Below are 24,294 nucleotides of genomic sequence, written 5' to 3'. Positions count from 1 at the left end.
ATTATATTAGGTTAATTGCCTAAATGCATTGTTTTACTGATCCTCAAATAAATCGAGGCTTAAAGGTGTACCTCCCTCAATATTTTTTGAAAATGTTCTTCCTATCATTTCATTATAATATTTAGGATGCAAACCAAATCCAGGTCGAATAGAGCGCACATTTATTTCAGTTAAAGTCTCTCCTTTCTTAACATCTTTAACAATAAAAAGCGAACGTGAAAATTCTCTACTTTTCTTCTTCTTTTCAGTCATTTCATAATCTACACACCCAATCAACTTTTCTGTTAACCTAACTGCATCAACCATTCGCTTAAATTCATTTTCATCCAAAGAAAAATGGGCATCTGCACCGCCAATAGATTTATCTAGAATAAAATGTTTTTCTATAACTTTTGCCCCAAGGGCCACGGCAATCATTGGTGCTTCTGTGCCCATAGTATGGTCGGACAATCCAGACTTAACTCCAAAACGCTCTATAATATCGGGAATGGTTACCAAATTAGCATCTTCTGGGCTAGCAGGATATGCTGATGTACATTTTAAAATTGTAACATCTTCATTTCCTACAGATTTACAGGCTTCAATTGCTAACTCGATATCTTCAATAGTTGCTATTCCTGTAGAAATAATCATTGGCTTTTGTTTTGAAGCCATATATTCTATTAAAGGAATATCTGTAATTTCAAACGAAGCTACTTTATAAATAGGTGTGTTTAATTCCTCTAAAAAATCTACTGCTGTTTTATCAAATGGTGATGAAAAACAGATTAGGCCTTCTTCTTTTGCTAGATCATATAAAGGTTTATGCCATTCCCATGGTAAAGATGCACCTTTGTATAAATCATATAAATATTGCCCATCCCATGCGGTGTCTTGCTTAATTTTAAAATAATCAGACTTAACATCAAGTGTTATTGTATCTGCCGTATAAGTTTGGAGTTTTATCGCGTCTGCTCCAGCTCTTTTTGCAGCTCTAACCGTTTCTTTCGCAATATCTAAACTCCCTCCATGATTGGCAGAAAGCTCTGCTATTATAAAACATGTATCTTTAAGCATCTTCTTTTTCTAATTTGTATACAAAACTAACACATCCACTTATTATTTCATCCTTAAAATAGGTATATCTTGCATTTTCAAATGCTTTGACAGATGCTTCGTTATCTTTTTTGATATATGCTAAAATAGGCATACTGTAAATTTCGAAATATTTTTTTGCGGAGGCTTTTAAAAATGCTCCTGCTAGTTTTTGTCCTCTATAAGATTTTGACACTAAAACACCAACTGTCGAATGGTTATCGTCAATTTCAAATCTTACAATACCTGCTGGTTCATTGTTTATTAAAGCTATTAAAAACAAGGTGTTTTCGTCTCCAATTTTCTTGTGAAACCATTTTTTGTGGTTTTCCAATTCTATAGGTTCAGAATTATAAGAATTTTTTCTTACTAAGGCATCATTAGACCAATTAAACACTTGAAAAACATCTTCTTCTCTTGCTTTTCTAAAAGAAATAGTTAGCCCATTTATCAACCCTAAAAGTCTAACTTTACTATTTCCATCAAATAAGCCTTTTTGATGATCTATATAGGTCTGGATTGAATTACTTTCTATAATTGATTTTACTTTTTGTTCAAATTCAGTAACTGAATAGTTTTTAAAATCTTTACCTTCTATAATGGTTTTTTTTTCAGACAAACCCTGATAAATGTATTTTTGATTTTCCACATAATACCCACTTAAAATAGGCATTTTAACACAAGACAGCTCATACAAAATGGTGCTTGCTGGTGCAATAGCAAAATTACATTGTTGCATCACCTTAATCAATTGTTCCTCTGAAAGGTTTTTATATGTTTTTAATTTATTAGAATGCTTTGCTTCTAGGGCAAAAATATCTTCATGTTTATAAGCACCTCCTAAAACGACATGGATATTTTTAAAATTTAAAATTTGCAACAGACCTTTAACGGCTTTTATGGTTAAATTATATGGATCTGCACCACCAAAACATACAAATGCCGAATCAATTGTTGTGATTGTTTTATTCTTTGTTGCTTCGTCTAAAAATAGAGGTCTTAACAAAGCATATTGGGCACCTAGTGCTAACTTAGTATAGGGTTCTTTTGTATAATATTTTTCTCGAATATATGGTGAATGATTCACAACCACATCTGCATACATGTGATCTTTTACTAAATCATCAATATAAATCAAACGATAGCCTTTTGTTTTTATTTCTTTTTGATACGAAGTTGTAAACTGGTAGCCATCGGCAATAATAATATGAGTTTCTGGCAAAAAGTTAGTGGCTAGCCACTCTGGCTCCTCTTCAATACCAATAGCTTTTGGAATAATTAATGTACGATATGCTTTAGGAATTACATCATTTGTTGATGATTCATGCGTTAAAAATACAAACTCATATGAATCTTTAACAATTTCAACCAGACTGAATAACCTATACAAATGTCCTAATCCAGTTGTAGAATTTCCATCAGCCCTAAAAATTATTTTCTTGGTCATTGAGCATGAGTTTATATTTAATCTCGGCAAGCTTCCAATCAGTTTCTGTATCTATGTCCTGAGCATGCAATTCAGATATAATTAAAGCTCCAGAATTGGGTGTAAATAATTTTTTATCTTTTAGAAAAGCGCTTACATTTAGCCAGTAAAACTGACCAGAATCATGATATCTTGGTTCTAAATCTTGTGAGCGAGCATTTAAATTCTCACTCCAAACCATAGCTACTTTATTATTTTCTATTTTAAGGGATCGTTGAATAGGAAACGAAAACTCCAATACCGGAAAAACACTATCAAAATTATTATCTGTAAGTGTTTTATAGGCTTCCGCAATTTTGATGGATGTTACAAAAGGTGCTGTTGGCAAAATGCAACATACCGTATCAAAAGTTTGTTTTTTTTTTGCGTAATTTGCAATCACTTCTTCTACAACGTCAGCTAAAACAGCATAATCATTTGCATTTTCATGACTTCTTAAAAATGGCACTGTAGCCCCATGTTCAATAGCAATTTCAGCAATGTCTTCATCATCTGTAGAAACCATGACCTCATCGAACAAATTGCAGTTTAAGGCAGCCACAATAGAGTATGAAATAATAGGCTTCCCTAAAAAAGGCTTTACGTTTTTTCGTGGTATCCGTTTACTGCCTCCTCGTGCAGGTATGATTGCTAAATTAGCCATTATTTAGTATAATTTAGCACCTTTTCTATCACAAAAGCTTGTTCTTCATCCGTCAAACTAGGATACATGGGTAAACTAATACATTTTGAATAGTAGCGTTCTGATTGACTTAAATCGGCATCACCATAGCCTATTGTTTTATAATATGGTAAAGTATGTACTGGAATATAATGAATTTGAGCATAGATATTTTGAGTTCTTAAAAAGTCGTACAAACCTTTTCTATCATCGACCTCTATAACAAACAAATGGTGCGCATTGTATGCACCTTCTGGCAAACTTTGAAACTTTATTTTTCCTCTAAAAGCTTCCTTATAAGTATTTGCTATATCGTTTCTTCTTTTAATGCCTTCTTTATTTTTAGAAAGCTGTGTTATCCCTAAAGCTGCTTGTATATCTGTTAATCGGTAATTAAAACCCAACTCTTGCATTTCGTAATACCAACCGCCATGATTTTCACTCATATTGTCCTTGGAAATTCCGTGTGTTCTTAACGACAATAATTTTTTATAAAGTAGTTCTGAGTTTGTTGTAACCATACCGCCTTCGCCACATGCTATGTGCTTAACTGGGTGAAATGAAAAAACACCAATGTCTGCAAAATTACCATTTCCGCACCTATGTTTCTCACCTAATGAATCTGTAAAATAAGCTCCAGGAGCATGACAAGCATCTTCAATAATCCATAAATCATGTTTATCTGCCAAGGCTCTAAAAGCCTCCAAATCAACTGGAAGCCCTGCAAAATCAACAGGAATTATCCCCTTAAAAAAACCCTTTGGCTTACTTTCTATCAGTTTTTTAGTGCTTTCTAAACTTAAGAGGTAGGAATTGGGATCTATATCGGCAAACCATACTTCACCGTTCACGTATTTTACACAATTCGCAGACGCAGCAAAAGTTATTGGCGTTGTAATAACACGCTCTCCAGTTTTCAACCCTAATGCTAAAACAGCTAAATGTAAACCCGCTGTTGCATTACTTACAGCTACAGCGTATTTAGCACCAACATAATTAGCAAAATCATCTTCAAATTCTTTTATTTTGGGTCCTTGAGTTAAAAAATCAGCTTTTAACGTATTAACAACTGCATCAATATCATCTTGATTAATAGATTGTCTCCCATATGGTATCACGTTATTCCTCATTACACTTTAAAAGTAGCATCCACATGCTCTGTAATTAACGACCTTAAACTTTCAATAGTTTCCCATTCTTCATTTTCGCCAGAGTTGTAACTAAACCCTAACGGTACTTTTTTAGCATTGAAAGTACTCATAAATTCATCTAATTTCCATGAATGTGTTGCAGGAATTATAGTATAATACTTACCCAAATCATAGGTGTAAAATGAATCGGAAGGTGTTATCATCTCTTCATGAACCTTTTCGCCTGGCCTTATCCCTACAATAGGTTTGTCACAATCTGGACCAATAGCTTCTGCTACATCTAAAATCCTATATGATGGAATTTTAGGCACAAACAATTCACCACCCCACGCATGCTCTAAGGCGTGCATAACCATGTCAACCCCTCCTTGAAGTGAAATATTAAATCGCGTCATATTAGGGTCAGTAATTGGCAAAGTATTGGCTTCTTTCTTTTTATTAATAAAGAAAGGAATCACTGAACCGTTTGACCCCATAACATTACCATAACGCACTACTGAAAAACGGATAGGATTATCCCCTTTGATATTATTTGCAGCAATAAACAATTTATCTGAAGTTAATTTAGTAGCTCCATATAAATTAATTGGTGCACAAGCTTTATCCGTAGATAATGCAACTACACGCTCGACTTTTGTATCTAAACAAGCATCAACAATATTTTGTGCACCACCAATATTAGTTTTAATACATTCTTCCGGATTATATTCTGCAATAGGTACATGTTTCATTGCTGCCGCATGAATTACATAATTAACACTCTTAAAAGCACGTATTAATCTTTCCTTATCTCTAACATCACCTATAAAAAACCTTATTTGAGGATATTTTTCTATAGGATATTCTTGAGCCATTTGAAATTGCTTCTGCTCATCCCTTGAAAAGATAATCAACCTTCTTACTTCCGGGTATTTTCTTAAGATATGTTTTGTTAATGCTTTACCCAAAGATCCAGTACCTCCGGTAATTAATATAGACTTCCCTGTTAAATCGAACATTTAAATATTTTTTTACAAACAATTCACAAAAATAATACAATTCTGTGTCCAAACAAGATTAACAACAGCTATTACTTACCATCAACCATATTTTAACAAATAAAGGTTTATTGTTAATTCAAAATCACCTAATTACTTTAGAATCTTTAACAAACTATCTTTCCAATTTGGAATTTCTAGATTGAACAGACTTATTAACTTTCTTTTTTCAAGAACACTATACTCCGGACGCTTAGCAGGCGTTGGATAAGACGTAGTAGTAATGGCATTCAATTTTATATCCAAATTAGAAATATTAAAAATAGCTTTAGCAAAATCAAACCACGACACCTCGCCCTCATTACTATAATGATACAAACCAAAGGCAGTGCTTTTAGAATTAATTATGTGAAGTAAAACTTCAGCCAAATCCCCAGCATAAGTTGGAGTACCAATTTGATCGGAAACAACCGAAATTTCATCTCGTGTCTCAGCCAATCGCAACATGGTTTTCATAAAGTTATTGCCATGTTCTGAATACAACCACGAGGTTCTAATTATGAAACATTCTTTTGTTAACTTTTGAATTTCAACTTCGCCTTGCAGTTTTGAAGCTCCATATACACTAATAGGATTTGGAGTATCTACTTCGGTATAAGGTGTTGTTTTATTTCCATCAAACACAAAATCGGTTGATACATGTAATAAAACCACTTGGTTTTCATTACAAACCAAAGCCAAGTTTTTCGCGCCTTCAGCATTTACTTGAAAAGCCTTTTCTGCTTCTGTTTCTGCTTTATCTACAGCTGTGTACGCTGCACAATTGATACAATAATCAAGGATATGATTGTCCTTAAAAAATAATTTTAATTGCTCTAAATTACAAATGTCTAAAGAAGTCGAATCGGTATAAATAAAATTCAACTCTTTATACTGGTCTTCCAAATCTTTGATACAACTTGCTAATTGGCCATTAGAGCCCGTGACTAAAACATTCATTATAAAATCACATTTTCAAAGTTAGGAAGGATTACATCTTTTTCTGAAATAATTAATTCGGAAGCCTCTATTTTCCAATCGATATTTAAAGTATTGTCGTTGTATATAATGCCACCTTCGGAAGCTTTATTATAAAAATTATCGCATTTATAAGAGAATAAGGCCGTTTCACTTAATACTACAAAACCATGTGCAAAGCCCCGAGGAACAAACAACTGTTTTTTATTGTCTGAATTTAATTCTACAGCAATGTATTCGCCAAAAGTATCTGAATCTTTTCTGAGGTCGACCGCTATATCTAACACCGAACCCTGAATTACACGTACTAACTTAGCTTGGGCATGTTCACCACGCTGAAAATGCAAACCTCTTAACACGCCTCTAGTAGAAAAAGATTCGTTATCCTGTACAAATTGAACATCTAAGCCTGTAAGTTCATTAAAGGCATTTTGGTTATAGCTTTCTAAAAAATAGCCGCGATCATCACCAAAAACTTTAGGTTCTAATAAAAAGCATTCCTTCAACTTTGTTTCCTTTACAATCATTCGTCGTTTTTGTATTCTATTATTATTTTCAATATATAAAAACCAGATAGCACTACCGTGTATTTAGTCCTGATAATATAATTTTATTTCTTCTTTAGTAGACCCAATAAATTTTTACCGTAACCGCTTTTAAGCAAAGGTTCTGCTAAGGCTCTAAACTGTACTTCGTTTATAAATCCCATTTCGAAAGCAGCGCCCTCAATAGCACCAATTTTTAAACCTTGACGCTCTTCTATAACCTCTACAAACTGTGACGCTTGCATTAGTGATTGAAAGGTTCCTGTATCCAACCAAGCTGTACCACGATCTAAAATACTTACGTTAAGTTTACCTTGTTCAAGATAAACTCGGTTTACATCTGTGATTTCTAACTCGCCGCGATGGCTCGGTTTTATATTTTTAGCAATTTCTACAACAGAATTGTCATAAAAATAAATCCCTGGCACAGCATAATTTGATTTGGGCTGTTCAGGCTTTTCTTCTATTGAAATAGCCTGTCCTGCTTCATCAAATTCCACAACACCATATCGTTCGGGATCATGAACTCGATAAGCATAGATAATACCTCCTTCTGGATCATTATTGGCTTGCAAAAGTTTTGCTAAACCTGTCCCATAAAATATATTATCACCTAATATTAAAGCCACTTTGTCGTTGCCAATAAAATCTGCACCAATTATAAAAGCTTCGGCCAAACCATTAGGTTCTTCTTGTACAGCATACTCAAAGATACAGCCATACTTTTTTCCATCTCCCAATAAATCTTTAAACAAAGGCAGATCTTTAGGTGTGGATATGATTAAAACCTCATGAATACCTGCGTACATTAATGTAGAAAGCGGATAGTAAATCATAGGTTTATCGTAAATAGGCATGAGTTGCTTACTAACCGATAAAGTTAATGGATGTAATCGCGTTCCCGAGCCGCCTGCTAATATAATTCCTTTCATTTTGTTGTTGTTATGATGTGGTGATATTAGGCCGATGTAGGCTTTTAAACTTCTAATATCTATTATTTAACTTTTACCATTGATTGCCCTTCGACGAGCTCAGGAAGACACATTTTCCATACTTACCCCTAACTATACTGCTTCTCGTAATACTCTAGATAAGCTCCACTGGTAACATTTTTTAACCAGATTTCATTTTCTAAATACCAGTCGATAGTAATTTCTAGACCTTGTTCAAAGGTGACTGATGGTTTCCAACCTAGTTCCTTATTAATTTTAGAAGCATCAATAGCGTAACGTAAATCGTGTCCTGGTCTATCTTTAACGTAGGTAATTAACCTTTCTGATGTTCCCGCTTTTCTTCCCAATTTTTCATCCATTTGTACACATAAAAGTTTCACTAAATCGATGTTTTTCCATTCATTAAATCCGCCAATATTATAAGTCTCTGCATTTTTCCCTTGGTGAAAAACCAAATCGATAGCTTTAGCATGATCCTTAACATACAACCAATCTCTTGTATAATTACCATCACCATAAACAGGCAAAGCTTTATTTTGAAGGATGTTATTTATAAATAATGGAATGAGTTTTTCTGGGAACTGAAACTGACCGTAGTTATTAGAACAATTAGTGATTACATACGGTAAATTATATGTCTCTCCATAAGCCCGAACAAAATGGTCTGAACTCGCTTTTGAAGCCGAATATGGAGAATTTGGGTCATAGGATGTCTTTTCTGTAAATAAGCCCGTTTCCCCTAAGGTTCCATAGACCTCATCGGTACTTACATGATAAAAACGTTTGCCTTCAAAGTTGGATTTCCATTGTTCCTTACAAGCGTTTAAAAGCACCATAGTACCTATAACGTTTGTTTTCACAAAGGCTAAGGGATCTTTAATCGACCTATCCACATGCGATTCCGCAGCCAAATGAATCACACCATCAAACTCGTTTGAATTAAAAAGACTTTTAATAAACAGTTCGTCAGTGATATCTCCTTTAACAAAGGTGTAGTTTGATTTATCCTCAATATCCTTTAAATTCTCAAGGTTCCCTGCATAAGTAAGGGCATCCAAATTAAAGATGTGATATTCTGGATAATTTTCAACAAAAAGCCTCACCACATGCGAACCGATAAAGCCTGCACCTCCTGTAATTAATATATTCATAACTTAATCAAATTCATTTTTATATAATTAGACCCTATACAAGCAGTGAAGCTTTCTAGTAGCCTGAAAATTATTGGGCTGTCTGAAAAATCAAACTTTATTGATTTTTCAAGATAAGCTTGTCGAAATAGATATTAATTATTAATCAGATATAAATATTTAAACAAGCTCAATATGACAATAAGCGTAGTATTCAGGCAGTCTTATTTAATAACCATCTATCATTTGCTATGGAAACTTATTTTTTGCTTTCAGCCTCAAGAAATTTCCCTAAACCTAAAAATGCAAAAAATGCAAATGTTAATCCAAATAAAACTATAGGGTACATAAATTTCTTTTTATCGGCCCACCCTCTAACATCATAACCAGTTTCAGGGAATCCAGCAACAATATTAATAACTCCAAACTCTTGAGCTTTTCTTAAATTAACTTCACGTCTTAACTCTTCCAGGTCCAAACGCTTTTCAATCACCTTAGATTCGTCCACTAACAAACCATTTGAATTACTATCTCCTGCCATATAAAGATTTGTTCCCGAACCTTGCACAGGATCCTTACGAGATTCGTTTATTCTAATTTTTAAATATTCATTAGCTAAGGAGTCTGTTTTTTGAATTTGACTTTGCAATGCTTTTTCTTCCATTTCCAAATTCCTTTTGTTCGCTAATACCAAATTTTCCAAATATGGGTTATCAATAAGTTTTTGTTTTACTCCTGGCTCTATTTTTTTAAATATGGATTTATCGGTTGCAATAACCCCTATTTGATGAATCGGGTAGTTTGTAGCCGTTAAAGACCTTAAATAACGATCGTAGGTCATCTCTGTTCTTGATAAAGAATCTAATTTTGTATAAAACTCTGAATACATTTCGGCAACCTGGTTCTCATCTATGGAAGGACTAATAAAAAAACCATTTAACTTGGATGCTTGAAAAGGTTCTACATTTAGTATAGATGCCAAACGTAAAGAATCTTTATCTATGGTTAATTGATTTAACTGTTTAATATTCTCATATACTTGACGGGACGAATTAAAATTAGTTTCAACGTACATATTTGCCCCATATGTTTTATCTGATTTTACATCTAAAACAAAACCAATAATAACACCAATGATTACAGCCAAAGCATACCAAATTTTACGTTTGTAAAAATGCGCTAACAAGGCTATAATCAAGTTATATATGCCTATAAAAATACTTGCAATAAATTTAAAAAATCGTTCGAAACCTTTTCCGATGACCTTAAATAATTGCCCTAAATCAACCTCTTCAGATTGTTGCGGCTTCTGCCCTTCGTTACTCATAATATCTTTTAGTTAAGTATTTGTTCTAATATAGTTTTTGTTATTAAATATGTTGGTTTTACTCCAGAAGCGCCTAAGCCTCCAGAAGCTAAGGTTGCTCCAGTTTCTAAGGGATTATCACTAGCGTAGTACGCATATCTTACTTTTACATTTTCTGATATACTACCCCTAACTTTTGACGCCGCTTGAATCGCCTTTTGATAATGCGCCCCTTCCATTTCTAGTCCTATAACCCGCCACGTGGAATTATAAAAGAATTTTAAAATATCTTTATTTTGAAGTGAAGTTCCTAAAACCGTAATCATGGAGCCTTCATAAACCGAAATGCCTTGCCCTTCTAAATCTTCCTTTTTAAGTTCATTTTTAAACGGATAATTATCAGCGGTACCTTCAAAAATGTGTGCCGACGGAATCATAATATCTCCTTTACCTCCTTCTAAAATTCCTGCCTTACCCATAATTGACACAGAATCTACATTTAAATGAATTTCAGATTCTTTCGTTTTATAAGGTTTTAGTAACTCATCTATAGTTTCATAGGCTTGCTCTCCGAAAGCATAATCCATAACGAGAATAACAGGTTGCTCTTCTTTTAAAATGGTTTCAGAAGCTTTAATACCTAATTTTGAAGCATCAAATTTAGCCGTATCAAAAAGCTGAACATCAATATTAGCACCCGAAGTATCCTTGATATAAATCATTCCATTTTGCAAAGCTTCTTTGGAAATTTTATGTCTTGAGGTTTCGTTATCTGTCTGACTTAAAGACTCGAATACTTCAAAAATATCCTTTTTGGAATTCTGTAACTTTAAAGCTTCCTTTGTAAAAAACGTATTCATCACGCTATGCATATTAGCGCTAATAATATGAATAGGACGGTTTAACAAACCTGCTTTAAAAAGCGTTTCTTTTATGGTATCGGCCCATATTTCCCCATGAATATGATGTCCTATACGCTCTCTTAAAACCGGACTAAAAGTAATGGTTCTTTTATCGTTATTCGTAAGCTCTTCAATTGCTAGCTTCCCCAACCAATACACAATATGCAAAAACCGTTCGGGCTGAGATGGCATAGCATAAGCGCTATAAATCGTATTTATTTCATTAAAAGTACGCCCTAAAATATTCGCAGCATGTGTTATGGCCACTTCACGTTGCTCTCGAGACAGTTTCTTTTTGGATAAGACTGCCGATTCTAGTTTCATCCAATCTCTTGTAGTCGCACCGTCTTCATCAATTAAAACACGACGACCAATTTTATGCGATTCAATGAATATAAATGTAAGGTGGGTTAAAATATCGTAGATTTCCGATCGGCCTCTAGTAATCTCAATGTTCATCTGCTCATCGTCAATGCGGTAACAGTTGCGACGACGCTTTTTAGGAACTATGGATTCAAAATGTGAATTTGAATAACCTTCATCACTAGTTAAGTTTATAAAGGTGCACTCCTCAATCCCTTGAGGCAGACGATCAATAACATATAACAGACCTTCCAATTCGGCCTTTTCTTCTCCAACTGACCCATAAATTTCTGGTCTTAATAGCAACAAGGCTTCTCTTAAAGTCTCTCCAGAAATTCCCATAGGCTTGTAAAACCCACGATTAAACAGGTGACGCATCGTGATATACAACCGCTCAATGGCGTTGGAACTCTCTTGCGCTCGTGTTCTAGTATGATGATTTTTCCCTGCCATAAAATCGTTTTAATGCGCGTCAAAGATAACATTATTGATTGAATCTTAATCTTGAAATCCTTGAACAATTTTTCTGTCGTTAGACAACCTCGGAATTTTATTTTGTCCGCCTAATTTTCCTTGCGACTTCATATAGGCTTGAAATCCGCCCTTCTTAACTTTTGTGATTTTTAAAGGCTGTAAAACTTTACCCACTATCAAATCAAAGTAATAAGTGTTTTGTTTTTGCAGCGATTCATCTATTTTTTTCGCTAAAGCGGAAAGATCTTCAGGTTCATTTTCAAATTCGACAAACCATTCATGGTAAGGCAATCCTGTTTCTGGTGTAATTTCTGGAGCTACCGTAAACTCTGAAACCCTAACATCGGTTCCAGTAGTCGCTTCTTGCATGGCTTGTTCAACCTCTTTACCAATAACATGCTCACCAAAAGCTGAAATAAAATGTTTAATACGTCCTGAAACAATAACGCGATACGGTTTTGTTGATGTAAACTGAATGGTATCACCAATGTTATACCCCCATAAACCGGCGTTAGACGAAATAATCATCACATAATTTACACCTACCTCTACATCTTTAATCGTAAGACGTTCTGGGTTTTCATTAAAAAACTCATCAGCTTTCATAAACTCATAAAAAATTCCAGAATTTAATAAAAGTAACATCCCCTTTTCATTCTGCTTGTCTTGGTAAGCAAAGAAGCCTTCACTGGCAGGATACAACTCTATACTATCTACTTTTCGTCCTATAAGATTTTCAAACTTTGCTCGATAAGGCTCATAGTTAACTCCTCCGAAAATAAAAAGGTTGAAATTTTTAAAAATATCCCCTATTTGTTTTCCTGTTTTTTGCTGAAGTTTTTCAAAATACATTTGAACCCAAGATGGTATTCCAGAAATGATGGTCATGTTTTCATGAAGGGTCTCGTCTACAATAGCATCAACTTTAGTTTCCCAATCATCAATACAATTGGTTTCCCACGAAGGCAATCGGTTTTTTTGAAGATATTTTGGAACATAATGCGCTACAATGCCCGACAACCTTCCTAATTTCACACCGTTCTGTTCTCTAAGTTCGGGGCTTCCTTGTAAAAAAATCATTTTGCCATCCACAAACTTGCTGTTCCCTGTTTCATGAATATACATCAAAATGGCATTTCTGGCTGCTTCTACATGATTAGGCATACTTTCCTTAGTTAACGGAATGTATTTAGCTCCTGAAGTTGTTCCAGAGGTTTTGGCAAAATACAACGGTTTTCCTTTCCAAAGCACATCCGATTCTCCTGCCACCACACGGTCTACATAGGGCTTTAAAGCCTCATAGTCCCTTATTGGGATACGTTTTACAAAATCGGCATGACTGTTAATGCTAACAAAATCATGATCACGACCAAAAGCGGTACTTGTAGCCTCGGCAATAAGATCCTGAAACACCTTTTCTTGTGTTTTCACTGGGTTATTAGCCCATTTTTGAACTTTATTGTATATAATTTTTGCAAAAGGTTTTGCTAAAACAGATTTTATTGACATCATTTATTAAAATCGATAAAGTTTGTGGGATTAATGGGGTATCCATCATTCCAAAGTTCAAAATGTAAATGTGGTCCTGTTGATAATTCTCCTGTATTTCCTGCGGTTGCGATTACTTCGCCTGCTTTTACTAAATCGCCTTGTACCTTAGCTAAGGCTGAACAATGTTTATAAATAGAGATTAACCCCTGGCTATGTTCTAATATCAACACATAACCGGTACTTGCTGTCCATTCCGAAAAAATAACCACACCATCGGCTGTGGCTTTTATTGGTGTATCTTTGGCAACCGTGATATCTACAGCATAATGCTTGTCTTTGGTATCATACGACGCACTAATCGCCCCACTAACAGGTGGAAACAACACAAAGTTTGTTGACGATGTTGCCGATTCAAATAAATTGTATTTATCTTCTTTATCTACTTTCTGACGTAATATAGAGTCTTCGGCACTCGGATTTAAATCCACCTCACTAGCTTCAATTTTTACGGCATTAATTATAGAATCTCTATTAAAATCGACCTGACTTACATCACCAGTTAATACTTTTTTTATAGAACTATAGTAACGATCATTCATAAGTATGACCTGCTGTAATGAATCGGTTTTATAGCTAAGTTCGGTTGCTTTCTTTTTCAATGCTGTAGATGAATAGCCTGGAATATATTCCCGCAATGGTGTTAGTGCAATAATCAGGTAGGTTACCGAAATAAAAAACACCGCGATAAGTGACCCCATAACAAACACGTTTAAACGCGTCAATTTGAAAGACAATCGCTCTTCAAAAGTATTTTCATTAAGAATCACTAACCGGTATTTATCCAGTAGTTTTCTTATTCTTCTTTTTTGTTTCTTTTTTGTTTCCGCCATGCGCAGCAAAAATAAATAGAATTTATGAGATAGTACGGTTGTTACAGCCCAAGAAAAGGTATATAAATGCTAAAGTTATCCTTAAAACGATATTATTAAACATTAATTATTAACTTTGTTTTTTAAATTTACAAGCTATGAACTTACATATGTTACCATTAGCCATCGGACCTTGGCAAATAGCCTTAATTGTGGTGGTTGTTTTACTTTTATTTGGAGGTAAAAAAATTCCTGAATTGATGCGTGGTTTAGGTAGTGGCATCAAAGAATTTAAAGATGCTAGCAAAGAAGAAGAAGACCCTAAAATCGAGAAAAAAGACTAAAAAAAACTCTTCAAAAAATACAAAAAGACCAGTACAACACATGTACTGGTCTTTTTGTATTAAGGGGTTTTCATCAATGAAATTTCATTAAAAAAGCCCTTATCATTTATTCAATTTTAACCGAACGGATAATTGATTCCAATTCTAACATGTAGTTTCTTTTCTCAACTGAAGGCGCAAAAGAGAAACCTTCAATAACCACCCAACGGTTGTTTTTACTGTCTTCAATAGCATAATTAATAAACGGTCCGCCCATAAAAGCATTTTTCACATCCCAAATACCTCGAGTTTCAAAAGCTGGCTTGTTATCTATGGTCGTTTCTTCTATAAATGGTGCATAAGCGTCTTCTGTTACCATATAAGACCCTTCTAGAGGCCCTTGAATATATGCTTTTCCAATAGAATCCCTGATTTTGATGATTTGTTTTACCACACTATCATTTCTCTGAATAGCATCAAAAGGCAACTCATAAATCATTAGGTTATTTGTTCCCGTAGTAATATCTTTTCGAAACCAGAAAAAATTATCGGTTTCGGTAGCCTTTCTATAAATTGAAGCAAATTGTATACTTAAGCCTAACTTTTCTTTTATCGATTTAAAAGTATGTGGCGATTTCATCATTTGACGTTGGCGCTCGGCTAATTCTTCATGTCTAAATGTTTCTATAATTTTAGATTCATTTTTAGAAAGCTCCTCGATAATTTCCTCCCTTGTTTTTCCAGAAACAACAATGACTTTTTGCGGCTTAGCGTATACATTGGTTAGAATCTCGATACCTTGTTCTTTATTAGGTTTAATTAATAAAACCGTTCTGTTTTTAGTTACAAAACCAGAAAAAACAGATGGTGGAATCTGGCTAATACTAAACATAGGTTCGTCCTGTGGTAGTCCGTAAATAGGTTTTGTTAGTACCGATCGAATAGCATCACCAACGCGACCATCCCAGTAATCATTTTCGGTAACGACCGACACGTTATTAATGGCTCCAGAGGCATCAGGAAGAAATTCATCATCAGCCTTTTTTTCAGTTTTCCCACAAGAGCTAAGTAACAATAGAACAACTACTGAACAAATCATGTTTCTCATAATACAAGTATCTTTTTTAATTGAACTGATTTAACCTTTGGCAATTTTTAATTTCATCCCAGGTTTTAATTTAGTCCCACTAATACCGTTCCAATCTATAATATTTTGCACAGAAACTCCTGAAAATTTTTGGGAAATACTCCAAAGCGAGTCTCCTTGTTTTACAGTATAGGTTGATACGGGTCCGGATAAACGCTTTGTTGTCGCGGCTTTATTTGTACTTGCGGTAGCACTTTTGGTGCTCGTATGTGGTCTTTTAGGATATATGGTTAAACGTTGTCCGATATCAATATTGTTACTTCTTAAACCGTTCCAGCGCTTTAAGTCACTTATTCGAACGCCATATTTTCTAGAAATTTTACCAAGATAATCGCCAGATTTTACACGATAAGTAATTTTATCACTGGCCTTTGAAAATTGAGGCAGTGGCTTTTCGCGTTTATTAAATTCAGCTTTTGCATAAGCATAAATCTCATCTTCATTATTTACAAAATCACCTATCACATCAAGTGGTAAACGCAATACATAATCTTCCTCTTTTAAATACGGAATAATATCTAATTTATAAGATGGGTTTAAAAATTGAAGCTCTTCAATAGATGTTCCTGTAACTTCAGAAACCTGATCGAGCGTAATCATGTGCTTCACTTTTACCGTGTCGGTTTGAAAATACGCAATTTCAGGCTTAGCTTGTTTAAAACCATGTTCTTCAGCATATTCAAAAATATACATGTTAGCTAAGAAGGCAGGCAAATACCCCGCGGTTTCTCTTGGTAAATTATGACGAATATTCCAATAATTTTGATACCCTCCCGAACGACGAATAGCTTTGGTAACATTACCAGGTCCCGAATTATAGGCGGCTAAAGCTAAATCCCAATCACCAAAAATTTTATAAAGTTTGGATAAATATCTGGCAGCGGCTTCTGTAGACATGATAGGGTCGCTACGCTCATCGACATAACTACTTACATTTAAACCGTACATTTTACCAGTAGTAAACATAAATTGCCATAATCCTGTTGCTCCTACTCTAGATTTCGCTCTGGGCTTTAACGCCGATTCTACCACGGCTAAGTATTTTATCTCTAATGGGATATCGTGTTTGTCTAACTCAGCCTCGAACATTGGGAAATAAAAAGCACTTAAATTGATAAGCTTTTGTAATGTTTTGGGTCTGTTTTTTAAATAAGATTTAATTACACTTTCTAAGGCTGGGTTATATTCTACATTAAAAGGTGTTCTTGCATTAAGCGCCTTTAATCGTGCTTTAAGTGTATCGGTAGGCAATTCTGTATAAATTACAGGCTCATAATCAAGCTCTGCAATCGATTTAGAAATGGTATCGTAAAGATTATTATTAAACAACTCATCATGCCATTTCGCATCAAATTGTGCGGCCAACTCGTGGTCTTTCAAGTTTTTTATTGAAAAACTATCCACTGCAACTGTTTTAGCAGCGGCCTGCCTGCTATCTAATAAAGTATCTTTAACAACAGTACTCCTGACTTTAGAGCTGTCTTTTATAATATTATTTTGAAGAGAAATTGAATCTGACACTTGAGAAAATCCAGTGCCAATATTTAAAAGTACTAAAAGTGTAAAAAAACGAAATGCCATATAATCTATATCAATACTTATTGAACGATAATATGGCAAAATTCGTGTATTTTACGCTAAACTAAAAACTTAAGCGCTATTTATTCTAGAATGGCAGCAATTCCAGGTAAGGTTTTACCCTCTAAACTCTCAAGCATGGCACCACCACCTGTACTCACATAACTTACTTTATTTTCAAATCCGAATTGCTTAACAGCCGCTACAGAATCACCTCCACCTACAAGTGAAAAAGCACCGTTTTTAGTAGCTTCTGCAATCGAATTTCCTAACTCAATCGTTCCATTAGCAAAAGATTCCATTTCGAAAACCCCTAACGGACCGTTCCATAAAATCGTTTTAGATTCCTTTACCACTTTATCAAAAGCAGCGATAGATTTTGGTCCAGCATCTACACCTTCCCAACCATCAGGAATCGCATTAATATCAACAACTTGTTTATTAGCATCATTGCTAAAGTCATCAGCTGCAATAGTATCGATAGGAATATGAACTTGAACATTTTTAGCTTTAGCTTGTTCTAAAATCTCTAAAGCCAAAGGCATTTTATCATCTTCACAAATAGAGTTTCCTATTTTTCCGCCTTGAGCTTTAACAAAAGTAAAAGCCATACCACCACCAATAATAAGGTGATCTACTTTATCTAAAATATTTTCAATAATGGTAATTTTAGAAGACACTTTAGCACCACCAAGAATGGCTAAAACTGGTTTTTCTCCTGTTTCCATAACTTTTTGAATACTTTCAATTTCTTGAGCTAATAAACTTCCGAAGCATTTTTTACCTTCAAAAAATTGCGCTACAATAGTTGTTGAAGCGTGAGCTCTGTGCGCGGTACCAAAGGCATCATTCACATAAATATCACCTAATTTTGATAATTTTTCGGCGAAAGCCTTATCTCCTGCTGTTTCTTCTTTATAAAAACGTAAGTTCTCTAATAATAAAACTTGACCTGGCTCTAAGCTATTAGCTGCGGCTTCAACCTCATCACCAATACAATCGTCAACAAACTTTACTTCAACTCCTAAAATTTCTTCAACCTTTCCAGCAATATGTTTTAATGAAAACTCATCTTGAAATCCTTTTGGACGCCCTAGGTGGGACATTAAAATACAGCTTCCGCCATCTTCTAAAATTTTGATTATAGTAGGTTTCGCCGACACAATTCTAGTGGCATCAGTTACCTCAAACTGCTCGTTTAAAGGCACATTAAAATCTACTCGTATTAAGGCTTTTTTATCTTTGAAATCAAAATCGTTTAACGTTTTCATAGCTCTATGTATTATCTTTTTAAAAATTTACCCACAAATGTAACTAATTAAAAAGTGTTAAAAAATGAGTTTTTTCACGAAAACGTTTGAAATTCTAAAGAATTTAACAAAATAGGAAAAAATATATGCTGTAGGCAGTACGCCGTATGCTTTATGCATATATCTTAAAGCCTAAAGCCTACTCCGTAAACTGGTAACCGGCAAACTTCTCTAAAACCTCATCGAAGGCAGCAAAAACATCTTCGGAATGATCTGAAGTAACCATTTTCATACGGTAATCTTTAAAATGCGGAATGCCTTTAAAGTAGTTGGTATAATGTCTGCGGGTTTCGAAAACGCCAAGGGTTTCCCCTTTCCAATCGATGGACATTTGTAAGTGCCTACGCGCTGCTTCCACACGTTCTTCTAATGAAATGGGCGCTAAATGTTCGCCAGTTTCAAAAAAGTGTTTCACCTGCTTGAAAAACCATGGGTTTCCAATACTAGCACGACCAATCATACAACCATCTAAACCAAATTTATCACGCATAAGCATGGCTTTTTCGGGTGTGTCAACATCGCCATTTCCAAAAACAGGAATGTGCATACGCGGATTGTTTTTAACCTCCATAATAGGTTTCCAATCGGCTTCACCTTTATACATCTGGGCTCGTGTGCGGCCATGAATAGCTATCGCTTTACAGCCTACATCTTGCAAACGCTCGGCAACCTCAACAATACGAATAGAATCATGATCCCATCCTAAACGCGTTTTTACGGTAATGGGAATATTGGTACGCTTTACCATTTCGGCAGTAAGTTGCTCCATTAAGCAGACATCTTTTAAAATACCAGCACCAGCACCTTTACTCACCACTTTTTTAACCGGACACCCAAAATTAATATCGATAATATCAGGTTTAGACTCGGCTACAATATCTATGGTTTGCAACATACTATCTAAGTTAGCTCCGAAAATTTGAATACCCACAGGGCGTTCTTTCTCGTAAATATCTAATTTCATAACGCTCTTTGCCGCATTACGAATTAAGCCTTCACTAGAAACAAATTCGGTATATACCACATCGGCTCCCTGTTCTTTACACAAGGCACGAAAAGGGGGATCGCTAACATCTTCCATTGGTGCTAAAAGCAATGGAAAATCTGGAAGTTCTATGTTGTCTATTTTTACCACAAGAAATAAAATTGGGCGCAAAATTACGGCTTTTTACTTAAAACTGAGGAATTTCACAGCCATGAAATTCATAAAAACACCTTTTTAAAGCATAAAAACCTTCATTTATCATCAATACCACTTAAAAACTAAAGCTCTTATTTACAAAACATTACAAAAACCGTAGATGAAGAACCATGCATATAATCTACTAAACATAACTTAAAGCTGTTTTCATTCCGCATTTTTTACGTTCATAAAAACCAGACGATCAAACAGGCCCAAGGATGCTAATAAAAACAATAGATATAAACCGATAAAACGTCTATATTTGCAAATTAAATCTAAGTATTAGATTCTTTTATGAAGCACATTAGAAATTTTTGCATTATTGCACATATAGATCACGGTAAGAGTACCTTAGCCGATCGATTATTAGATCATACAGGCTCGGTAACTGCCAGAGAGAAACAAGATCAATTGCTAGACAATATGGATTTGGAACGCGAACGTGGTATTACCATTAAGTCGCACGCCATCCAAATGGATTATGAATATCAAGGTGAAAAATACGTTTTAAACCTTATTGACACTCCGGGTCACGTCGATTTCTCTTATGAAGTTTCTCGATCTATTGCTGCTTGTGAAGGCGCTTTACTTATTGTTGATGCCGCTCAAAGCATACAAGCACAAACGATTTCTAACCTGTATTTAGCTTTAGAAAATGACTTGGAAATTATTCCAGTACTTAATAAAGTTGATTTACCTAGTGCAAACCCAGAAGAAGTAACCGACGATATCGTAGATTTATTAGGCTGCGATCCTGAAGAAGTGATACATGCTAGTGGAAAAACAGGTTTTGGCGTTGATGATATTTTGGCGGCTATTATAGAACGTATTCCGGCGCCAAAAGGAGATCCAAACGAACCTCTACAAGCTCTAATCTTCGACTCGGTTTACAATACGTTTAGAGGTATTGAAACGTATTTTAGGGTTTTTAATGGTGAAATTAAAAAAGGTCAAAAAATTAAATTCGTTGCTACCAACAAAGAATATTTTGCTGATGAGGTTGGTACTTTAAAACTGACTCAAGTTGCCAAACAAAGTGTAAAAGCGGGTGATGTTGGTTATCTAATTACAGGTATTAAAACAGCTAAAGAAGTAAAAGTTGGTGATACCATTACCGATTTTGCAAAACCAACTACCAATATTGTTGAAGGTTTCGAGGATGTAAAACCAATGGTATTCGCTGGAATTTACCCTGTTGATACCGAAGATTACGAAGAGCTTCGTAACTCTATGGAAAAACTGCAGTTAAACGATGCCTCTTTAGTATTTGCTCCAGAAAGTTCGGCGGCTTTAGGTTTTGGTTTCCGTTGTGGTTTCTTAGGAATGCTTCACATGGAAATTATTCAAGAACGTTTAGAACGTGAGTTCGATATGACGGTAATCACAACGGTTCCCAACGTATCTTACCACGCATTTACAAACAAAAATCCTGATGAAGCCTTTGTAGTAAACAACCCTTCCGATTTACCAGATCCTTCTACCGTTAACCGTGTAGAAGAACCTTATATTAAAGCGACTATAATTACTAAAGCCGATTTTGTAGGTAACGTGATGTCTCTTTGTATTGAAAAACGTGGTAATATTATAAATCAGACCTATTTAACACCAGAGCGTGTTGAATTAATTTTTGAAATGCCACTTGCTGAAATTGTATTCGATTTTTACGATAGACTGAAAACGGTATCTAAAGGCTACGCGTCTTTTGATTATTCGCCAATAGGTATGAAAGTTTCAAAATTAGTGCGTTTAGATATCTTATTAAACGCCCAACCTGTTGATGCGCTTTCAGCATTAATTCATGCCGATAATGCACAAACCATCGGACGAAAAATGTGTGAAAAGTTAAGAGAGTTAATTCCGCGTCAGCAATTTGATATTCCAATTCAAGCAGCTATTGGTGCTAAAATTATTTCTCGTGAAACGATAAAAGCCTTACGTAAAGATGTAACCGCTAAATGTTACGGTGGTGATATTTCTCGAAAACGTAAACTCCTTGAAAAGCAGAAAAAAGGTAAAAAACGTATGCGTCAAGTTGGTAATGTTGAAATTCCACAGCAAGCGTTTATGGCTGTTCTTAAATTGAACGACTAAATTTCTGCGAAAGCAGAAATCTCATTAACAAGCGTTCTAAACATTAAGTTATTGACTGCGATTTCAATTAAGAATATTTAATACACAATATGTATAAGACTCCTGCTTTCGCAGGAATTCAATAAAAACCATTTATCATTTTAGTCTAAACTAACTTGATAAATGGTTTTTTAATTTAAATGTTTTTTCTTCAACAAAAAGTTAAACCCTAGTTACAGCTAGTCACTTTTTCTAAAGAATCGACATAAGCATCATAATCTGTCCTTATTTCAACCCCATCTACAATAGAATTACCGCTTTTGCTTTTACAAACCATTACAGCAGGGTGTGTTTCTCCTTGAAATTGATAGGAGTCACAGGAAGAGCAACTTCCTCGGGTTTTTTCGCCTTCATCAGACGAGCAAGCCAATACAGTAACTGATGAGATTACAGTACCAACAAGAATAAATGTTTTCATAAATGTTCGTTTTTTGATTAATGAATGTCGAATGTATCACGATAATTTTGAAGGAAATTACATTTTAACATGTAGGCCTAAAACTTTAACAAGTAGGAATAAAATTACGTTAAACTTTTGCGAGCCAACCGAAAAACTTCTAGGCGGCCGATGTTACTTTCAGTATCTTTAAAATCTTCCTAAAAAATCTGCAACTTACTTGCAGAAATATTCATCTTAAACGAAATATCTCAAAAAGACATGTGGTTTTTACTACATTTTAATAGTGTAACAAACATATTATTTTAATAATGCAATTTTCATAACAAATTTGAAAATAGCTCATTTTATACATGAATATTTTTGTAAGTTTATAATCGAACCAAAATATCCATGATAATTATTCATAAATGACTATTATTCATATAAGTGCAGAATGTTATCCTATAGCTAAAGTTGGAGGTTTGGCAGACGTTGTTGGTGCTTTACCTAAATACCAGAACGGATCTGAAATAAGGTCGCAGGTTGTAATGCCCTTTTACGACAATGCCTTCACAAGAGAAAATTCTTTTGCTCCCGTTTATAATTCTAGCGTAGTATTAGGAGACACCACATACCCTGTAAACATTTTAGTTTTAGATGAAAAACCATTAGATTTTGATGTGTTTTTTATCGATATCCCTGAGCTCTTGTTTAAAGACTATGTGTATTCTTCATCGGATACCGAACGCTTTTTAGCTTTTCAAATAGCGACTTTAGATTGGTTACTAACTTGGGATATTTACCCAGACATTATTCATTGTCACGACCACCATACGGGGCTTATTCCCTTTATGCTGCAAGAAGGCTATAAATACGAAGCCTTTAGAAAAATTCCGAATTTATTAACCATACATAATGCCCAATACCAAGGCTGGTTTTCGCATGACAAAGTGAATTTAATCCCTCCTTTTAATTTCGACCATGTTGGTTTGTTAGATTGGGGTGGTAACATAAACCCTTTGGCGGCAGCTATAAAATGCGCTTGGGGCGTAACCACAGTGTCACCAAGCTATATGGAAGAACTCAAACTACAGGCCAACGGTTTAGAGCACTTGCTAAGTAGTGAACATGAAAAATGTGTTGGGATTTTAAACGGTATTGATAACCACGAATGGAATCCTGCAACCGATAAATACCTTATAAAAAACTACGGCGTTAAAACCGTAATTTCTGGAGCTAAAGCCAATAAGAATCACCTGTGTGAATGTTTTAATCTGAATCCTAAAAAACCACTTTTTGCCTTCATAGGACGCTTGGTATATGAAAAAGGATCAGACCTTTTCCCTGAAGTTTTCAAACAAGCTTTAGAGAAGCATGATATATCCATTCTGCTTTTAGGTTCGGGAGATCCTGAAACCCAAAATCAGCTTGAAGCTTTAAAACCACAATTTGAGGGTCGTTTTAATGCCCATATCGGTTACGACGAAAAATTATCGCATATTGTTTATGCTGGCGCCGATTTTTTACTAATGCCTTCTAGGGTAGAGCCCTGTGGTTTAAATCAAATGTATGCTTTGCGCTACGGTACGATACCATTGGTACGAAGCATTGGCGGACTAAAAGATACCGTTACCGACATTAGCGAGGAAGGCGGTTTTGGTATCTGTCACGATAACACCAGTGTAGCCGACATTCTCACGGCTATAGAAAGAGCACTAGCACTATATAAAGACCAAAAAGAATACAAAACCATACAAACTAAAATCATGGAAATAGACCACTCTTGGGATGTTTCAGCTCATGATTACATAAACTTATATAATTCTCTAATAAAACTAAATTAAT

Annotated in this window: 21 protein-coding genes; 3 read left to right on the top strand and 18 right to left on the bottom strand. The window is 34.8% G+C overall.

Annotated features, from left to right (window positions below; genetic code table 11):
- Positions 1-33: 33 nt before the first annotated feature.
- The 13 genes from pseI to JJL45_RS03270 form a co-directional block, all read right to left on the bottom strand.
- Positions 34-1,056, bottom strand: coding sequence for a pseudaminic acid synthase (gene pseI / locus JJL45_RS03330; RefSeq protein WP_068603189.1), 1,023 nt, complete (start codon positions 1,054-1,056; stop codon positions 34-36).
- Positions 1,049-2,521 (bottom strand): UDP-2,4-diacetamido-2,4,6-trideoxy-beta-L-altropyranose hydrolase, encoded by a 1,473-nt coding sequence (pseG, locus tag JJL45_RS03325; RefSeq protein WP_068603187.1) that lies wholly within the window; start codon positions 2,519-2,521, stop codon positions 1,049-1,051. Before pseG ends, pseI begins: the two co-directional genes overlap by 8 nt.
- Complete coding sequence (gene pseF, locus JJL45_RS03320) at positions 2,499-3,203, bottom strand: pseudaminic acid cytidylyltransferase (RefSeq protein WP_068603186.1); 705 nt, start codon at positions 3,201-3,203, stop codon at positions 2,499-2,501. Before pseF ends, pseG begins: the two co-directional genes overlap by 23 nt.
- Positions 3,203-4,351 (bottom strand): UDP-4-amino-4,6-dideoxy-N-acetyl-beta-L-altrosamine transaminase, encoded by a 1,149-nt coding sequence (gene pseC, locus JJL45_RS03315; protein WP_068603185.1) that lies wholly within the window; start codon positions 4,349-4,351, stop codon positions 3,203-3,205. Before pseC ends, pseF begins: the two co-directional genes overlap by 1 nt.
- Entirely contained in the window at positions 4,351-5,370 is a 1,020-nt protein-coding gene (pseB, locus tag JJL45_RS03310; RefSeq protein ID WP_068603184.1) for a UDP-N-acetylglucosamine 4,6-dehydratase (inverting), read from the bottom strand. Before pseB ends, pseC begins: the two co-directional genes overlap by 1 nt.
- Before the next feature lie 132 nt (positions 5,371-5,502).
- Positions 5,503-6,348: a dTDP-4-dehydrorhamnose reductase gene (gene rfbD, locus JJL45_RS03305; protein ID WP_068603182.1), complete on the bottom strand. Its 846-nt coding sequence runs from the start codon at positions 6,346-6,348 to the stop codon at positions 5,503-5,505.
- On the bottom strand, positions 6,348-6,893 hold the full coding sequence (gene rfbC, locus JJL45_RS03300) for a dTDP-4-dehydrorhamnose 3,5-epimerase (protein WP_068603181.1): 546 nt from the start codon (positions 6,891-6,893) through the stop codon (positions 6,348-6,350). Before rfbC ends, rfbD begins: the two co-directional genes overlap by 1 nt.
- Before the next feature lie 83 nt (positions 6,894-6,976).
- The gene (gene rfbA / locus JJL45_RS03295) at positions 6,977-7,843 is read right to left on the bottom strand and encodes a glucose-1-phosphate thymidylyltransferase RfbA (protein WP_068603178.1); all 867 of its coding nucleotides are present in this window, start codon (positions 7,841-7,843) and stop codon (positions 6,977-6,979) included.
- A gap of 128 nt (positions 7,844-7,971) precedes the next feature.
- Positions 7,972-9,015, bottom strand: a complete 1,044-nt coding sequence (gene rfbB / locus JJL45_RS03290; RefSeq protein ID WP_068603174.1) for a dTDP-glucose 4,6-dehydratase — start codon at positions 9,013-9,015, stop codon at positions 7,972-7,974.
- A 238-nt stretch (positions 9,016-9,253) separates the two neighbouring features.
- Positions 9,254-10,321 (bottom strand): hypothetical protein, encoded by a 1,068-nt coding sequence (locus JJL45_RS03285; protein WP_068603173.1) that lies wholly within the window; start codon positions 10,319-10,321, stop codon positions 9,254-9,256.
- An 8-nt stretch (positions 10,322-10,329) separates the two neighbouring features.
- Positions 10,330-12,018, bottom strand: coding sequence for a DUF6909 family protein (locus tag JJL45_RS03280; protein WP_068603171.1), 1,689 nt, complete (start codon positions 12,016-12,018; stop codon positions 10,330-10,332).
- 45 nt (positions 12,019-12,063) lie between these two features.
- Positions 12,064-13,551 (bottom strand): GH3 auxin-responsive promoter family protein, encoded by a 1,488-nt coding sequence (locus tag JJL45_RS03275; protein ID WP_068603170.1) that lies wholly within the window; start codon positions 13,549-13,551, stop codon positions 12,064-12,066.
- A complete protein-coding gene (locus JJL45_RS03270) occupies positions 13,548-14,420 on the bottom strand; it encodes a M23 family metallopeptidase (RefSeq protein WP_068603169.1) in 873 nt (290 codons plus the stop codon). The genes JJL45_RS03275 and JJL45_RS03270 overlap by 4 nt, the downstream gene beginning before the upstream one ends.
- Before the next feature lie 137 nt (positions 14,421-14,557).
- Here JJL45_RS03270 and tatA point away from each other — a divergent pair, with 137 nt between their 5' ends.
- Positions 14,558-14,743, top strand: a complete 186-nt coding sequence (gene tatA, locus JJL45_RS03265) for a twin-arginine translocase TatA/TatE family subunit (protein WP_068603168.1) — start codon at positions 14,558-14,560, stop codon at positions 14,741-14,743.
- A 106-nt stretch (positions 14,744-14,849) separates the two neighbouring features.
- On the opposite strand, the gene JJL45_RS03260 is transcribed toward tatA, so the two are convergent.
- The 4 genes from JJL45_RS03260 to dusB form a co-directional block, all read right to left on the bottom strand.
- Positions 14,850-15,830 (bottom strand): DUF4837 family protein, encoded by a 981-nt coding sequence (locus tag JJL45_RS03260; RefSeq protein ID WP_068603167.1) that lies wholly within the window; start codon positions 15,828-15,830, stop codon positions 14,850-14,852.
- A 30-nt stretch (positions 15,831-15,860) separates the two neighbouring features.
- Positions 15,861-17,450 (bottom strand): lytic transglycosylase domain-containing protein, encoded by a 1,590-nt coding sequence (locus tag JJL45_RS03255; protein WP_068603166.1) that lies wholly within the window; start codon positions 17,448-17,450, stop codon positions 15,861-15,863.
- An 80-nt stretch (positions 17,451-17,530) separates the two neighbouring features.
- Complete coding sequence (locus JJL45_RS03250) at positions 17,531-18,718, bottom strand: phosphoglycerate kinase (RefSeq protein WP_068603165.1); 1,188 nt, start codon at positions 18,716-18,718, stop codon at positions 17,531-17,533.
- A 178-nt stretch (positions 18,719-18,896) separates the two neighbouring features.
- Positions 18,897-19,892: a tRNA dihydrouridine synthase DusB gene (dusB, locus tag JJL45_RS03245; RefSeq protein WP_068603164.1), complete on the bottom strand. Its 996-nt coding sequence runs from the start codon at positions 19,890-19,892 to the stop codon at positions 18,897-18,899.
- A gap of 342 nt (positions 19,893-20,234) precedes the next feature.
- Between dusB and lepA the strand changes: the two genes are divergently transcribed.
- Positions 20,235-22,031 (top strand): translation elongation factor 4, encoded by a 1,797-nt coding sequence (gene lepA / locus JJL45_RS03240; protein WP_068603163.1) that lies wholly within the window; start codon positions 20,235-20,237, stop codon positions 22,029-22,031.
- Positions 22,032-22,239: 208 nt separating this feature from the next.
- Here the strand turns inward: lepA and JJL45_RS03235 are convergent, their stop codons facing one another.
- A complete protein-coding gene (locus JJL45_RS03235) occupies positions 22,240-22,488 on the bottom strand; it encodes a hypothetical protein (RefSeq protein WP_068603162.1) in 249 nt (82 codons plus the stop codon).
- 389 nt (positions 22,489-22,877) lie between these two features.
- Here JJL45_RS03235 and JJL45_RS03230 point away from each other — a divergent pair, with 389 nt between their 5' ends.
- On the top strand, positions 22,878-24,293 hold the full coding sequence (locus JJL45_RS03230; protein WP_068603161.1) for a glycogen synthase: 1,416 nt from the start codon (positions 22,878-22,880) through the stop codon (positions 24,291-24,293).
- Position 24,294 lies beyond the last annotated feature (1 nt).

The organism is Tamlana sp. s12 (genome assembly GCF_016767215.1).
Classification (GTDB): Bacteria; Bacteroidota; Bacteroidia; order Flavobacteriales; family Flavobacteriaceae; genus Pseudotamlana; species Pseudotamlana agarivorans.
This window is presented reverse-complemented; position numbering and strand designations above follow the sequence as displayed.

Bases quoted from the DNA above. Each gene is read 5' to 3' on its own strand.
- pseI (WP_068603189.1), bottom strand. From the start codon at position 1,056: ATGCTTAAAGATACATGTTTTATAATAGCAGAGCTTTCTGCCAATCAT.
- pseG (WP_068603187.1), bottom strand. From the start codon at position 2,521: ATGACCAAGAAAATAATTTTTAGGGCTGATGGAAATTCTACAACTGGA.
- pseF (WP_068603186.1), bottom strand. From the start codon at position 3,203: ATGGCTAATTTAGCAATCATACCTGCACGAGGAGGCAGTAAACGGATA.
- pseC (WP_068603185.1), bottom strand. From the start codon at position 4,351: ATGAGGAATAACGTGATACCATATGGGAGACAATCTATTAATCAAGAT.
- pseB (WP_068603184.1), bottom strand. From the start codon at position 5,370: ATGTTCGATTTAACAGGGAAGTCTATATTAATTACCGGAGGTACTGGA.
- rfbD (WP_068603182.1), bottom strand. From the start codon at position 6,348: ATGAATGTTTTAGTCACGGGCTCTAATGGCCAATTAGCAAGTTGTATC.
- rfbC (WP_068603181.1), bottom strand. From the start codon at position 6,893: ATGATTGTAAAGGAAACAAAGTTGAAGGAATGCTTTTTATTAGAACCT.
- rfbA (WP_068603178.1), bottom strand. From the start codon at position 7,843: ATGAAAGGAATTATATTAGCAGGCGGCTCGGGAACGCGATTACATCCA.
- rfbB (WP_068603174.1), bottom strand. From the start codon at position 9,015: ATGAATATATTAATTACAGGAGGTGCAGGCTTTATCGGTTCGCATGTG.
- JJL45_RS03285 (WP_068603173.1), bottom strand. From the start codon at position 10,321: ATGAGTAACGAAGGGCAGAAGCCGCAACAATCTGAAGAGGTTGATTTA.
- JJL45_RS03280 (WP_068603171.1), bottom strand. From the start codon at position 12,018: ATGGCAGGGAAAAATCATCATACTAGAACACGAGCGCAAGAGAGTTCC.
- JJL45_RS03275 (WP_068603170.1), bottom strand. From the start codon at position 13,551: ATGATGTCAATAAAATCTGTTTTAGCAAAACCTTTTGCAAAAATTATA.
- JJL45_RS03270 (WP_068603169.1), bottom strand. From the start codon at position 14,420: ATGGCGGAAACAAAAAAGAAACAAAAAAGAAGAATAAGAAAACTACTG.
- tatA (WP_068603168.1), top strand. From the start codon at position 14,558: ATGAACTTACATATGTTACCATTAGCCATCGGACCTTGGCAAATAGCC.
- JJL45_RS03260 (WP_068603167.1), bottom strand. From the start codon at position 15,830: ATGAGAAACATGATTTGTTCAGTAGTTGTTCTATTGTTACTTAGCTCT.
- JJL45_RS03255 (WP_068603166.1), bottom strand. From the start codon at position 17,450: ATGGCATTTCGTTTTTTTACACTTTTAGTACTTTTAAATATTGGCACT.
- JJL45_RS03250 (WP_068603165.1), bottom strand. From the start codon at position 18,718: ATGAAAACGTTAAACGATTTTGATTTCAAAGATAAAAAAGCCTTAATA.
- lepA (WP_068603163.1), top strand. From the start codon at position 20,235: ATGAAGCACATTAGAAATTTTTGCATTATTGCACATATAGATCACGGT.
- JJL45_RS03235 (WP_068603162.1), bottom strand. From the start codon at position 22,488: ATGAAAACATTTATTCTTGTTGGTACTGTAATCTCATCAGTTACTGTA.
- JJL45_RS03230 (WP_068603161.1), top strand. From the start codon at position 22,878: ATGACTATTATTCATATAAGTGCAGAATGTTATCCTATAGCTAAAGTT.